Origin of the sequence: Pantanalinema rosaneae CENA516 (genome assembly GCF_050753385.1) — a bacterium.
Taxonomy (GTDB): Bacteria; Cyanobacteriota; Cyanobacteriia; order Leptolyngbyales; family Leptolyngbyaceae; genus Pantanalinema; species Pantanalinema rosaneae.
The window spans coordinates 15,394-27,951 of record NZ_JBLZFZ010000040.1 but is presented as its reverse complement, the minus strand read 5'-3'; the positions used below and the strand labels follow the sequence as shown (position 1 = coordinate 27,951).

Here is a 12,558-nt window from a genome sequence, read left to right as displayed (position 1 = left end):
GGGGTAGATTCATTCTGGCTACTAGATGTAGATCGCTACCTCCGCCAGAGTACGGAAAAATGAAGTTTCATGACAGACAATCCGGCTTCACAATTTGGTCTATGCAGGGTGGTTAGGACGATATTAGGCGCGATCGCCTTCTATACTTGCCTGCCCATCCCCCATGATTGGTCATTGAATTTTCAGGGAATTGCTCGCTGGGCAACGGCGGTCGGTCTATTCATTGGTGGTTTATTAGGCTTATTAGATCTGGGCTTACAACAATTAACCATGCCGGGTCTAGTTCGCAGTGTGGTGATCGTGGGAGTGTGGCTAGCGTTAACCGGAGGCTTGCACCTGGATGGAGCGATCGATACGGCGGACGGATTAGCGGTGCTTGATCCCCAACGGCGGCTAGACGTGATGGCAGATAGTCGTACTGGAGCCTTTGGTGTAATGGCGGCGGTCATGATTCTGTTACTTAAAGTGACTGCTCTAGCCAGTTTGGAGTCCGATCGCTGGATTGCCTTAAGTGCGGCAGCCGGATGGGGACGCTGGGGACAATTAGTGGCGATCGTGCGCTACCCCTACCTCAAACCGACGGGGAAGGGGGCGTTTCATAAGCTGGCAATCCGATCGGATTGGGAGATTCTGCCCAGTACGTTGCTCCTCCTTGGTTTCAGTGGACTCCTGATGTATCTCCAGCTAAATCACTGGACTTTGGCGTTAGGAATGCCGCTATGGGGTGGCAGTGTGGCTTTATTGACTGGAGCCTGGTTTCACCGCCAGTTCGGTGGACATACCGGAGATACCTATGGAGCCGTGGTTGAGTGGACAGAAGCTCTGTGCCTATGTGGGCTGACCATGCTGATTTAGCTATGAATTCTGGGTTCCGGGTAGAGGGTAGATAAAAGTTCGCTTTCGGCGATCGCTAGCGTCTCTAACCGTGTTTGGACGACATCGCGATCGAAATAGGTGGTCGCGAGTACCCAATAGGCTCCATAGTGGCGGGCTTCCGATGCCATTAAACTGCGGTAGAACTTCGCCAATTTGGCATCCGGGCAATGAGTACCCAAAAGTCCCAGACGTTCGTGGCTGCGAGCTTCAATTAAGCCCGAGACGAGCAACGAATCTAACATGCGATCGGGTTCCTGCACCCGCATTTGTGCCTTTAATCCAGCACCATAGGGTGGTGCCGATAGAGGGGCTAGTGGAATTTGCCGTTGCTCTAGAATTTGGTTGACTTGCTCAAAATGCTGCAACTCTTCCTGGGCGATCGTCGTCAGGGTGCGTACCAGCTTGGTACTGGATGGATACCGAAACATGAGATTGAGGGCTACTCCGGCTGCCTTCCGCTCGCAATGGGAATGATCCAGCAAAATAATATCTAAATTTCCTAACGCTTGGTCGATCCAAGCCTGGGAGGTGGGGTGTTGCAGAAACTTAATTGGGGTTGAGGCGGAAACCATGATTGCGATCGCAGGTAAGAACTAACCCGGGTCTGCCAGGTTAGAATATTATCTCTTAGCTACTGCCCCCGTTGCCCGTCCTCGATCGTCGTTGCTGATTCAAGGGTTTCCAAACTGATATTTGCTTCTATAATCCCCTCATAATAGTTTTTGGTGTCTGCCTGTGCTTGCGATCTATCCTGGCAGCTTTGACCCCATTACGCTTGGTCATTTAGATGTGATCGAGCGGGGTTGCCGTATGTTCGGTCAGGTTGTTGTGGCAGTCCTGCGTAATCCCAATAAAACGCCACTGTTTACGGTGGCAGAACGGATGGAGCAAATTCGCCGCTCCACTCGCCATCTTGCCAATTTGGAAGTGGATAGTTTTGATGGATTGACCGTCACCTATGCTGAAATGCGACAGGCAACGGTGCTGTTACGGGGATTACGAGTGCTGTCTGATTTTGAGATGGAACTTCAGATGGCACACACAAACAAAACCCTCTCCGATCGAGTTGAAACGGTTTTTCTAGCAACTTCTAACGAGTACAGCTTCCTAAGCAGTAGTCTGGTGAAAGAAATTGCTAAGTTTGGTGGTTCTATTGATCATTTAGTCCCAAGCCCTGTCGCCCCAGATATCTACAGATGTTACGCCAAGACCCATCCGGTATCGGTCCCGAACATGGAATCAACTCCAACGCTGGAGCTTCCCAAAACGGAGTCTCTGCCAGAGGCTCTGCACGAGCAGGAAGCGTAGATATTCAGCGGGAATTGGATCGTTTAGAGGAAATCATTCTAGAAAGTCCTCGGATTCCCTTGAGCCGTCGCACATTAGTGGATGAAGAGCAACTGATCGAGCAACTCGATTTGGTGCGGCTCAGTTTACCCGATGCCTTCCATGAAGCAGAAAATATTTTGCGGCATAAGGAAGAAATTTTTCTGCAAGCAGAGCAGTATGCCCAAGAGATTATTGACACGGCAGAGCGACGGGCTGCCCAAATTCTGAATGAAACGGGGATTGTGCGGCAGGCAGAAATGGAGGCGCAGCAAATTCGCCAGCGCATCCAGCAGGAATGTGATGCAGTGCGCGATCAAACCATCAATGAAATTGAGCGCATGCGGCGGCAGGCTCAGCAAGAGCTAGAAGAGATGCATCAGATGGCATTGGCGGAATGTGAGGATATTCAGGCAGGAGCCGATGAATATGCGGAACGGGTCCTGCATGACATGGAGATGCAATTGGCTGAAATGCTCCGGGTTATCCGCAATGGTCGTCAGCAATTGGTGGCTGAACAGTCTATGGCTCGCTCTAGTAATGCGTCGATGTTGCGCTCCCGGAAGTAGGGAGTTTTTGACCCATTCCAGGCGGGCAAACGATCGGGGCTGAGTTAACTAACCTCTACGAGTGGCTTGCCATGTGGCAGCAACCGCCGCTCCGATACCAGCTACCATACCCACACTGGCTCCCTGAACAGTCTGATAAATCGGATTTTGAGTTAAACATTGAGTCGTCGGATTGGGCGATTGCAGACAACGATCGCTATCTACCCAACTACTGACTCCACCGAGTACAGTTCCAGCGACGCTACACACGACTAGCATGGTGAAAAAGGAACGACTGCTGACTTTGTTCATGGTTGTTTAAAGCCTTGGAGATCGGTTTGCCAGTTTCAGGATGCCCAAAAACTTGATCCAGAATAGCAGAACATCTCTCCCAAGATAGATGTTGCTGCTCCCAACTAGGACTCTGAAGTTCCAGCTTGGGTTCCATGCTGGTGGTCATCCAGCGCTTTGGCGATAAACCATGCCAATTTGGCAGCAAAGACAGATTCAGCAAATTCTTCCGCCCGTTCAATACAGGCCTGAGCCGAGAAGCGAAGTTTCTCAAACTGCTCGATCGCCGCACACAAACTTTCAACCGTCGGTTGAGGAAATAATAACCCTGTCCGAAAGTTCAAAATAATTTCTTTCATCCCGCTCTGTTCGGAAGCGATCACGGGAATGCCACGTCCCATGGCTTCGATGGGGATGTAGCCAAAATCTTCATAGGCTGATGGATGAATCACCGCGATCGCGCCATCGTAAAGCTCAGAGAGATGGGCGGAGGGAACCTTGCCTAGGAACCGCACACAGGGACTGGCAATCTGCCGGAGGCGTTCCGCTTCTGCACCCGCGCCCACCACCCATAACGGACGATTAAGCCGACTACAGGCACTCACAGCGAGATCCACCTGTTGTTTGGTGCTGAGGTCGCCGATGTAGAGGTAATACTGATTTCCAGCTTCCCCATATCCTTGAATCGGGACAGGTGGGGCAATCACTTCGACCTGCCGCCGATAAAATTTGCGGATCCGACGGGCAGCCATTTCTGAATTGGTAATAAACCGATCGACGCGTTGAGCGGCATAAAAGTCGTACTGCCTCAAGCGAGTATCCAGCCAACGGGTGTACCAATGGTTGGGATAGGGGGTAATGGGAATGGGTTCCCACAGGTAGCGGGGGGGCGTAAGACAGTAGCTCAGATGTAAGGTATGGGAATGCGTCAGAACCGCATGGCTCAGGTAATTACTAGAGCAGGAGATGACCAAATCATACTCCGATAAATTGAGCGACTCCCAGAAATACGGTAGCCCGAGGCGATAGGCATGAAAGTGTTGAGTCATGCCAGGTAGCTGTTGCGCGATCGTTGGACGAATGTCCCACCCGCTCAAGCGATCGACCTGCTCACCCAACTCTTGGTAATCGATAAAGGCTGTGTAAACAGGAGCTTGGGGATAAAGGTGATGCAAGCCTTGTAAGACGCGTTCGGCATCCCCGTATTCCCGTAAATAATCATGGATAAGGGCAACTTTCATACTGAAGGCTCCTGTAGGCATGAGTCGGAGCTAGGACGGTTTGGGTTTACCGTATCGGTAGCTGGGGTTAAGCGTCAACGGCTCCCAAGGCTAAAACCGCATTTTGCCCGCCAAAACCAAAACTAAAGCAAAGGGTGTGCTGGACGGTAGCAAGTTGAGCTGTTCTGACCAAATGCAAATCAAACTCAGGGTGTTGTAAACCGACACAGGGCGGCAGAATTTGCTGTGTCAGTGTCAGCAGACAAAAGGCGGCACCCATGGCTCCGGATGCGCCGATCGTGTGTCCAGTAGCTCCTTTCGTTGAACTAACAGGAACGTGGGGGGGAAATAATTGTTCAATTAAATAGGCTTCGTTACGGTCATTAAGTTGTGTTGCCGTCCCATGGGCATGAATGAAGTCAATATCTTGGGGGACTAAGCGACTGCGTTCCAGGCAACTTTGTACGGCGGCGATCGCGGCTTCACCATATGGATGAGGGGCGCTGACATGATAACCATCTGCTGTCAGCCCGAAGCCTAAAACCTGCCCGTAGACCTTGGCAGAGCGTCGTCGCGCTAATTCAGCCGTTTCCAGCACTAACACGGCTCCTCCTTCCCCTAAAACTAATCCTTCGCGCTCGCGATCGAAGGGATAGGCTCCGGTGGATGCTAATGCCCCCATTTTGTCAAACCCCGTAATGGTTAACGGCGTAATCGGGGCTTCAATAGCACCAGCCAGGACTCGCTGACAGCGCCGCAGTTGGAGCAGTTCGTAGGCCTGGGCGATCGACCAGAGTCCAGTGGCACAGGCGGCCATTGGGGATAATACCGTGGCGCGGGTTTGGATAAATCGAGCGGTAGCGGTAGCGGCAGCATGGGGTAAGGTATCAAACCAGTTGCCGAAGCCGTGACCTCGCTGCTTCACCTGTTTTGCCCAGCGTTCCCACTGTGCCTGATTGCCGCGACTGGAGCCGATGACCACACTGCAATCGGTTAAGGGTGGCTGTAATCCGGCATCCTGTAAGGCGGCTCGTACTACCGCTGCGGTTAAGGTTTCTAAGCGAGCCGGTTCAGTGTCAATTAACGCTAAGGGACGGGGTGGTAATTCGGCAAAGGGTCGGTGTTGCTGAATCCCGGAATGCCCAGCTAATAGGTGCTTCCAGGTAGTTTCTAAAGAGCCCAAAGCCGAAACTAGACCGATGCCGGTCACTACCACATCCATCCGTACTCTTGCTGTCGCTATACCTTTTTGCCCGGTTTGAGATTCTCTGCCCCTTTGGTCACTTTGGCAGACTCGATGCGATCGCCCTGTTGAATGGTATCCACGACTTCCATGCCCTGCGTCACATAACCAAAGACCGCATAGTTACCATCCAGGAAGTTCAGATCGGCTAAAGCAATATAGAACTGGGAAGAAGCCGAGTCGGGAATCGCCGATCGTGCCATTGCTACGGCTCCTCGGGTATGGCGCAGTTTTGGTCTACCCGTAGTGCCTGCCATTTCAAAGGTTTTGCCGTAAAGTGGACGCTCTCCAGCTTGTGGCTTAATTTCTAGCGGAATGTAACGGGGTTGGGACGTGTTGGGATCAATGAAACTGCCTGTGCCCAATTGTTCGGGCGGAAAATTCGGGTTCTTGCTTTGGGGATCGCCTCCCTGGACGACAAACGGCTGGGGTTCCCGCACAACTCGGTGAAATACCAGTCCTTCGTAGACTCCCCGTTGAACTAAATCAATGAAGTTTCCGGCGGTAATGGGGGCATCTGCTCCGTCTACTTCGATCGTGATCGGGGAGCCTTTTACAATCAGTTCAACTGTGGCTTTTCCCTGAAGTTGAGGGAGTTCTGCCATTTGGTCATTACTGACATTGGTGGGTGGTGCTACCGGATTGGCATTACTAGCCGATGAAGAGGTTGTGTCTTGAGGGGTACAGCCACTACCAACTAGAGCAACGGTAACTAAAACAATCGCTAACCAGCGCTGAAACAAACTTTGCATCATGATTCTCTACAGTCCTTCTAAAGGGACACCCAGGAATCGAGCCAGCGTCGCACCCTGATTTTCTAACTCTGATAGGGCGAGAGGCTGACCAACTCGGGTGAGGGGAATGTCGCGCATTCCTTTGACGCGCAAGTACAATGCCCGCTTGGGGTTCAATCCTTCGCGCAAGTCCACTTTAACTGCCTGGACATCTTCGGTGTTGCACTTAACTTCAATCCGGCGATTCTTCCCTGGGAAGCCCCACCGAAAAATGGTAATTTGCCCAGTGGTCTTGTTGAACTCGTTATAGCCACTGCCGATATCCCATAGAATCGTTAACCAAAGGTATAGGCTGAACAACAGACCTAAGGAACCATAGAATCCCATCGCAATCCCTTGAGGGATGAAAACGAGATAAGTTGGATCGGAAAAGGGCAGCAAATTGATCTTGGTGTAACTAGAAACTGCCGCTAGAAAGAAGCCGGTTGCTCCAGCAGACACGATCGTTGCCCACCAGTAATTGCTAAACCGACGAGAGCCAACGATCTCTTGGCGCAGAATTTCTTGTTTTGGGGACATTGTCTGTGCTGTCATGGAGCCACTAGTAGTTAAGGGGTAAAGTCTTTATAGACCAGGATGATGGCACGATCGCATCGCTGTCAGTCTATGACAGCACACCCCGACAGAGCCAGTGGGATCATTGACCCGTTGGGGGCAACCGTCAATCCTTTATCCTGTCAGTTCACATCTTAACGGATAGAGAACGCTACCCCACACCTGCAAGTCTCGACTTAGACGTTGACGAAATATGCAACGCTTTGTTGAATAGTGTTGACAAAAGTCTCAAATTATCAGGTGTGGTTTGGAGAAATCGAATAGTCTGAGACGGTACGTATCGGTTTGTAAAAATTCTGATTTCTCCTATGATGTATAGACATATAAACTCGTTCACTCTAGAGAACCTGCAATTTTAGTAACGCTAGAGGATTTGAATCCATGACCATAGCAGTCGGACGCGTACAGCCGACCCGAGGATGGTTCGACGTTCTCGATGACTGGCTTAAGCGCGATCGCTTCGTCTTTATCGGCTGGTCAGGTCTGCTTTTGTTCCCCTGTGCTTTCCTGGCACTCGGCGGTTGGCTGACCGGCACCACCTTTGTTACCTCCTGGTACACTCACGGCCTAGCCTCTTCCTACTTGGAAGGCTGTAACTTTTTGACCGTTGCCGTTTCTACTCCGGCGGACAGTCTGGGACATTCCCTGCTGTTTTTGTGGGGTCCGGAAGCGCAAGGGGATTTCACTCGCTGGTGTCAGTTGGGTGGGTTGTGGCCGTTTGTTGCCCTGCATGGCGCGTTTGGTCTGATTGGCTTCTGCCTGCGTCAGATTGAGATCGCCCGTCTGGTCGGCATCCGTCCTTACAACGCCATTGCTTTCACCGGCCCGATCGCGGTGTTCGTCAGTGTGTTTCTGATGTACCCGTTGGGTCAGTCGAGCTGGTTCTTTGCCCCCAGCTTTGGAGTGGCAGCGATCTTCCGCTTCATTCTGTTTGTGCAAGGGTTCCACAACTTCACGCTGAATCCGTTCCACATGATGGGCGTAGCAGGCATCCTGGGGGGTGCGCTGCTGTGTGCGATTCACGGCGCGACGGTGGAGAACACCCTGTTTGAAGACGGCGATACCGCCAACACCTTCCGAGCCTTCAGCCCAACTCAGGCGGAAGAAACCTACTCGATGGTGACGGCGAACCGGTTCTGGTCGCAGATCTTCGGGATTGCGTTTTCGAACAAGCGGTGGCTGCACTTCTTCATGCTGTTTGTGCCGGTAACGGGGCTATGGATGGCGAGTGTGGGCATTATCGGGATTGCGCTGAACCTGCGGGCGTATGATTTCGTATCGCAGGAAATTCGAGCGGCTGAAGATCCTGAGTTTGAAACGTTCTACACCAAGAACATTCTGCTGAATGAGGGCATCCGGGCTTGGATGGCTCCTCAAGATCAGCCGCATGAACACTTTGTCTTCCCTGAGGAGGTTCTCCCCCGTGGTAACGCTCTCTAATTCAATGGTCGCTAGCGGACGCGACCAGGAAACGTCTGGATTTGCCTGGTGGGCTGGTAATGCCCGGTTGATCAATGTGTCTGGTAAGCTGTTGGGCGCTCACGTTGCCCACGCTGGTCTAATCGTGTTTTGGGCGGGAGCGATGACTTTGTTTGAAGTCGCGCACTTTATTCCCGAAAAGCCCATGTACGAGCAAGGTTTAATCCTCCTGCCTCACCTCGCTGCTCAAGGCTGGGGTGTTGGCCCGGGTGGTGAAATTGTGGATACCTTCCCCTACTTTGTGGTGGGAGTATTGCACCTGATTTCCTCCGCTGTGCTCGGAATTGGTGGAATTTATCACGCAGTGCGTGGCCCAGAAGTGTTGGAAGATTACTCCAGCTTCTTTGGCTATGACTGGAAAGACAAGAACCAAATGACCAATATCATTGGTTATCACCTGATTCTGTTAGGTTTAGGTGCGTTCTTGCTGGTCGCTAAAGCGATGGCCTTTGGTGGCTTGTACGATACCTGGGCACCCGGTGGGGGTGATGTTCGTGTCATTACTAACCCCACGCTAAACCCGGCGGTGATCTTTGGTTATCTGCTGAAGTCCCCCTTCGGTGGCGATGGCTGGATTGTCAGTGTAGACAATCTGGAAGATGTGGTCGGCGGTCATATCTGGATTGGCTTGATTTGCATCTTCGGTGGAATTTTCCATATTCTGACCAAGCCGTTTGGTTGGTCCCGTCGGGCTTCCATCTGGTCGGGTGAAGCTTACCTCTCCTATAGCCTGGGCGCATTGTCTCTGATGGGCTTCATTGCCGCTTGTTTCGTTTGGTTCAACAACACCGTTTACCCGAGTGAGTTCTACGGGCCTACCGGACCAGAAGCTTCTCAGGCACAAGCTTTGACCTTCCTGGTGCGTGACCAACGCCTGGGGGCAAACGTCGGCTCGGCTCAAGGTCCTACGGGTCTGGGTAAATACCTGATGCGCTCTCCGTCTGGGGAAATCATCTTCGGTGGTGAAACCATGCGTTTCTGGGATGTGCGTGCTCCCTGGCTGGAGCCTCTGCGCGGTCCGAATGGTTTGGATCTGAACAAGATCAAGTACGACATTCAACCCTGGCAAGCGCGTCGGGCGGCTGAGTACATGACTCACGCTCCTCTGGGTTCTCTGAACTCTGTGGGTGGTGTGGCGACAGAAATTAACTCCTTTAACTTTGTGTCGCCTCGCTCCTGGTTGGCAACCTCTCACTTCGTGTTGGCGTTCTTCTTCCTGGTCGGTCACCTGTGGCATGCGGGTCGGGCTCGGGCAGCAGCGGCTGGTTTCGAGAAGGGAATCGATCGCGAAGACGAACCAGTGTTGTCGATGCCGAACCTCGACTAATGTTTGGTTAACTCCGGTTTAACTAAAAAAGGCTCCTGGTTTGATTCAGGAGCCTTTTTTATTACTGATAAACTGATCTCCGACTGGTGTCGATCGCCCGTTAGGCTTGCGCGTGGGCTTTTAAGGCATAGTCACGAAACCGGACTAAATCCGCCTGAATCGTTGATTCGACAATTCGGCCTAGAAATAGATTATCCATTAACTGGAATAGAAACCCAGGAGCGGAATAGGCAATACTCATTTTGACAATGCTGCCTTCTGTACCGCGATCGTAGAAGCGAATCGCTCCCCGGTTTGGTAGACCATCGACGGATTCCCACTGGATGATTTGCTGTGGCACCATTTTCGTGATTCGAGATAGCCAGCTAAACTCTAACCCGCTCGATGCTAGCTTCCAGCGAGACAGATCTGGATCATTTTCTAGAACCTTGACTGACTCAATCCACTTCATCCACCGGGGCATTTGTTCCAGATCCGACCAAAGGTTCCAAACCAGGTCGATCGGAACGGCAACATCAATTTGAACGGTATGTTCCAACCAGTTAGACATAGGGTTAATACTTAAACAATCCGGTGCCTTGAACTTTATAGCCCGTTGGTTCCAGGATAGCTTGGGCAGCTTGCTTCCCGGAGATGGTCGCGCCTTCCATACTATCGATGTAGTCCTGTTGAGTGTAACTGCCCGCCAGGAAGAAATTCTGAATTGGAGTTTTTTGGCGGGGACGGTAGGGGTCAGCCCCAGGTAGTTCGCGGTATAAGGATTGAGCAAGTTTGACCACGTTATACCAGGTCATGTTGAGTTCCCGGGATGAGGGAAAGAGGTCGTGAACCTGCTTTAAGGCATGTTTGGCGATGTCCTCATTGCTCATCTTGATAAACGGATCGCCAGGAGTCAGTACCACCTGTAACAGTGAACCCTGTCCTTCTCGGTAATAATCTTTAGGGCTGGCGAGGGCTAAATCGGCAAAGCAGGAGAAATCGGCATCGGCACTATAGAGTAGGTTATCAATCCCTGCCGCGTGATCCAGTTGTTGCCGTTCGGTTGAATTGTTCAGTTCTGTCACCCAACCGTCGAAGCGCAGTTGGACAGTGGCAACGGGGACGGCTTCTAGCTTGTAAATATTGTCAAATTCCTGCCATTTGCGCCATTCCTGAGGTAACAACCGCTGAATTCCCGGAATATCACAGGCTGCGAGATAGGCATCGGCAACGATCGTCTCTTCGGTGTCGCCATTTGCCACGACTAGACCCGAAACTTGAGTCTGTCCCTGCTGTTCCTCAAACAGAATCCGGCGAGTTTGCCGACGAGTATGAATCTTCGTGCCTCGTGCTTCTAAGTAGTTGAGGATGGGTTGATGCAGATATTCTGCGGGAGAGCCTGCCAACAGATTTAAGCGGGAGGCTTCCGTTTTGGTGGCAAACATCAGGAAGATGGTCAGCATACAGCGAGCCGAAATATTCTCGGTATCAATAAAACCGAGAGCGAGAGCGATCGGATCCCACATCCGCTTGAGACTATTTTGGGAGCCACCATGTTGCCGGAACCAGTCCGCGAAACTGATGCCATCAAGGGCACGAATCGATTTCATGGCAGCATCGAAGTTCACCAAACCGGGGACGATCGGGCTAGTGCCCAGGGCGATCGCATTTTGTAGCTTGTCTTGAACGGTGAGCTGCCCAGTGGTGAAGAAGGCTTTCAGTCCGTGAAATGGGGCACCGACCAGAAAGCGGAAGTCTAACGTTTCGACCTGCCCGCCGCGATTGACAAAGGTATGAACATGCTCCTTGGGCAATAAATGCTCGAAGGCGCCCACTTTGGTCATCAAGGCAAACAGGTTGTAGTAGTTATTGAAGAAGACGTGCAACCCCATTTCAATATGGTTGCCGCCTTCATCGACCCAACTACCGACCTTGCCGCCGACAAACGGACGCGCTTCATAAATCTCAACCTCATGTCCAGCATCCGCTAGCTCTACGGCAGCCGCTAATCCGGCTAATCCTGCCCCAACGATCGCAACTCGCATTCTGCCCATCTCGTTTCAACGACTTTAAGTATTGTAAAAGAACAGATGGGCAGTATTGTGAATGATGTATTCAAGATCTCGGCTCGCTGGAACAGTAAATTGACAGATCTGGCTCATTGATTAGCTTGCAGACGACGTTGCTTTAACTTCTCTTGCAACTGGGTAAAAACAGTTGTAGCATCAACAACCTCACCCTGTTCAGAGGCTTCTATTCCGATCTCAATTTCTTGACGCAATTGTTCAAAGTGCCCTTGATAAACCTCTTCCCATTCCGCAGTTTGCAAATAATCAATAAAGTCCAAAACTACTTACTGGTTTTTCAGGAGAGAGTGTTTTCAGCTTGGCGATCACGACTGTCTCGATACTCATAGTGATCTGAAATAGTACAGCTTAAGCCTGATGTTAGCGCTACTGCTGGCTATACATGGCTTGGCAGGCATCGGAGATACAAGCGGGATAGCGGGGTTGGTAGGCGTGGTCACGTTTGCCGAATAGGGTGTAGCGATTGTCGCGGATTTGTTCATACACTCGATCGCCCATCCACTTTAATCCCGGTAAGGTGCGGTATAGGGTGACGAAGGGATTCCCGATCGGGAGTAAACGACCAATTTCTTCAGCGGCATCACTGCCTTGCCAGCGTTGCTCAGGAGCTTCAGCATTAATCAAAATCATCCCCAGTTCACAATCCTGGGGAGTAACTCCGAGTTGGCTTAACTTAGCGGGATCTTGCATGGAAATGTATTGAAATTGCTGCCCCTGATCCCATTGTTCCAACGTTTGTACCAGGGTGGTACAGAGATTACAGTTACCGTCGTAAATTACGTAGTACATCTTGCCTAAATAATGTTGCTGATCTTTATGGTGATGGATCTTAT

At 51.4% G+C, this 12,558-nt stretch carries 15 protein-coding genes; 5 read left to right on the top strand and 10 right to left on the bottom strand.

What is annotated here, in order from left to right:
- Positions 1-108 precede the first annotated feature (108 nt).
- Positions 109-855 (top strand): adenosylcobinamide-GDP ribazoletransferase, encoded by a 747-nt coding sequence (cobS, locus tag ACN4EK_RS21110; protein WP_431660175.1) that lies wholly within the window; start codon positions 109-111, stop codon positions 853-855.
- Here the strand turns inward: cobS and miaE are convergent.
- On the bottom strand, positions 852-1,448 hold the full coding sequence (miaE, locus tag ACN4EK_RS21105) for a tRNA-(ms[2]io[6]A)-hydroxylase (protein WP_431660174.1): 597 nt from the start codon (positions 1,446-1,448) through the stop codon (positions 852-854). The two genes, cobS and miaE, sit on opposite strands and share 4 nt — an antisense overlap.
- Before the next feature lie 163 nt (positions 1,449-1,611).
- Here miaE and coaD point away from each other — a divergent pair, with 163 nt between their 5' ends.
- Together coaD and ACN4EK_RS21095 are read left to right on the top strand one after the other, a co-directional pair.
- Entirely contained in the window at positions 1,612-2,184 is a 573-nt protein-coding gene (gene coaD, locus ACN4EK_RS21100) for a pantetheine-phosphate adenylyltransferase (RefSeq protein ID WP_431660173.1), read from the top strand.
- A gap of 14 nt (positions 2,185-2,198) precedes the next feature.
- Positions 2,199-2,771, top strand: coding sequence for an ATP synthase subunit B family protein (locus ACN4EK_RS21095; RefSeq protein WP_431660172.1), 573 nt, complete (start codon positions 2,199-2,201; stop codon positions 2,769-2,771).
- Between the two features lie 48 nt (positions 2,772-2,819).
- Here ACN4EK_RS21095 and ACN4EK_RS21090 read toward each other — a convergent pair whose 3' ends face one another.
- The 5 genes from ACN4EK_RS21090 to ACN4EK_RS21070 all read right to left on the bottom strand — a co-directional run bounded on the left by ACN4EK_RS21090 (position 2,820) and on the right by ACN4EK_RS21070 (position 6,832).
- Positions 2,820-3,062, bottom strand: coding sequence for a hypothetical protein (locus ACN4EK_RS21090; protein WP_431660171.1), 243 nt, complete (start codon positions 3,060-3,062; stop codon positions 2,820-2,822).
- A gap of 104 nt (positions 3,063-3,166) precedes the next feature.
- Complete coding sequence (locus ACN4EK_RS21085; protein WP_431660170.1) at positions 3,167-4,282, bottom strand: glycosyltransferase; 1,116 nt, start codon at positions 4,280-4,282, stop codon at positions 3,167-3,169.
- Between the two features lie 67 nt (positions 4,283-4,349).
- On the bottom strand, positions 4,350-5,483 hold the full coding sequence (locus ACN4EK_RS21080) for a beta-ketoacyl-ACP synthase (RefSeq protein WP_431660169.1): 1,134 nt from the start codon (positions 5,481-5,483) through the stop codon (positions 4,350-4,352).
- A gap of 17 nt (positions 5,484-5,500) precedes the next feature.
- Positions 5,501-6,259: a peptidylprolyl isomerase gene (locus ACN4EK_RS21075; protein WP_431660168.1), complete on the bottom strand. Its 759-nt coding sequence runs from the start codon at positions 6,257-6,259 to the stop codon at positions 5,501-5,503.
- Positions 6,260-6,265: 6 nt separating this feature from the next.
- Complete coding sequence (locus tag ACN4EK_RS21070; RefSeq protein WP_431660167.1) at positions 6,266-6,832, bottom strand: photosystem I assembly protein Ycf4; 567 nt, start codon at positions 6,830-6,832, stop codon at positions 6,266-6,268.
- 402 nt (positions 6,833-7,234) lie between these two features.
- Between ACN4EK_RS21070 and psbD the strand changes: the two genes are divergently transcribed.
- Both psbD and psbC read left to right on the top strand, forming a co-directional pair.
- The gene (gene psbD, locus ACN4EK_RS21065) at positions 7,235-8,293 is read left to right on the top strand and encodes a photosystem II D2 protein (photosystem q(a) protein) (RefSeq protein WP_431660166.1); all 1,059 of its coding nucleotides are present in this window, start codon (positions 7,235-7,237) and stop codon (positions 8,291-8,293) included.
- The gene (gene psbC / locus ACN4EK_RS21060) at positions 8,277-9,659 is read left to right on the top strand and encodes a photosystem II reaction center protein CP43 (RefSeq protein WP_431660165.1); all 1,383 of its coding nucleotides are present in this window, start codon (positions 8,277-8,279) and stop codon (positions 9,657-9,659) included. Before psbD ends, psbC begins: the two co-directional genes overlap by 17 nt.
- A gap of 100 nt (positions 9,660-9,759) precedes the next feature.
- Here psbC and ACN4EK_RS21055 read toward each other — a convergent pair whose 3' ends face one another.
- The 4 genes from ACN4EK_RS21055 to ACN4EK_RS21040 form a co-directional block, all read right to left on the bottom strand.
- Complete coding sequence (locus tag ACN4EK_RS21055; protein WP_431660164.1) at positions 9,760-10,209, bottom strand: SRPBCC family protein; 450 nt, start codon at positions 10,207-10,209, stop codon at positions 9,760-9,762.
- A 4-nt stretch (positions 10,210-10,213) separates the two neighbouring features.
- Positions 10,214-11,683 (bottom strand): 9,9'-di-cis-zeta-carotene desaturase, encoded by a 1,470-nt coding sequence (zds, locus tag ACN4EK_RS21050; protein WP_431660163.1) that lies wholly within the window; start codon positions 11,681-11,683, stop codon positions 10,214-10,216.
- 113 nt (positions 11,684-11,796) lie between these two features.
- The gene (locus ACN4EK_RS21045) at positions 11,797-11,985 is read right to left on the bottom strand and encodes a hypothetical protein (protein WP_431660162.1); all 189 of its coding nucleotides are present in this window, start codon (positions 11,983-11,985) and stop codon (positions 11,797-11,799) included.
- Positions 11,986-12,091: 106 nt separating this feature from the next.
- Positions 12,092-12,514: a thiol-disulfide oxidoreductase DCC family protein gene (locus tag ACN4EK_RS21040; protein WP_431660161.1), complete on the bottom strand. Its 423-nt coding sequence runs from the start codon at positions 12,512-12,514 to the stop codon at positions 12,092-12,094.
- Between the last annotated feature and the right edge of the window lie 44 nt (positions 12,515-12,558).

Coding starts and splice junctions, on each gene's coding strand:
- miaE (WP_431660174.1), bottom strand. CDS start 1,448: ATGGTTTCCGCCTCAACCCCAATTAAGTTTCTGCAACACCCCACCTCC.
- ACN4EK_RS21085 (WP_431660170.1), bottom strand. CDS start 4,282: ATGAAAGTTGCCCTTATCCATGATTATTTACGGGAATACGGGGATGCC.
- zds (WP_431660163.1), bottom strand. CDS start 11,683: ATGCGAGTTGCGATCGTTGGGGCAGGATTAGCCGGATTAGCGGCTGCC.
- ACN4EK_RS21070 (WP_431660167.1), bottom strand. CDS start 6,832: ATGACAGCACAGACAATGTCCCCAAAACAAGAAATTCTGCGCCAAGAG.
- ACN4EK_RS21080 (WP_431660169.1), bottom strand. CDS start 5,483: ATGGATGTGGTAGTGACCGGCATCGGTCTAGTTTCGGCTTTGGGCTCT.
- ACN4EK_RS21075 (WP_431660168.1), bottom strand. CDS start 6,259: ATGATGCAAAGTTTGTTTCAGCGCTGGTTAGCGATTGTTTTAGTTACC.
- ACN4EK_RS21040 (WP_431660161.1), bottom strand. CDS start 12,514: ATGTACTACGTAATTTACGACGGTAACTGTAATCTCTGTACCACCCTG.
- ACN4EK_RS21055 (WP_431660164.1), bottom strand. CDS start 10,209: ATGTCTAACTGGTTGGAACATACCGTTCAAATTGATGTTGCCGTTCCG.
- ACN4EK_RS21090 (WP_431660171.1), bottom strand. CDS start 3,062: ATGAACAAAGTCAGCAGTCGTTCCTTTTTCACCATGCTAGTCGTGTGT.
- psbD (WP_431660166.1), top strand. CDS start 7,235: ATGACCATAGCAGTCGGACGCGTACAGCCGACCCGAGGATGGTTCGAC.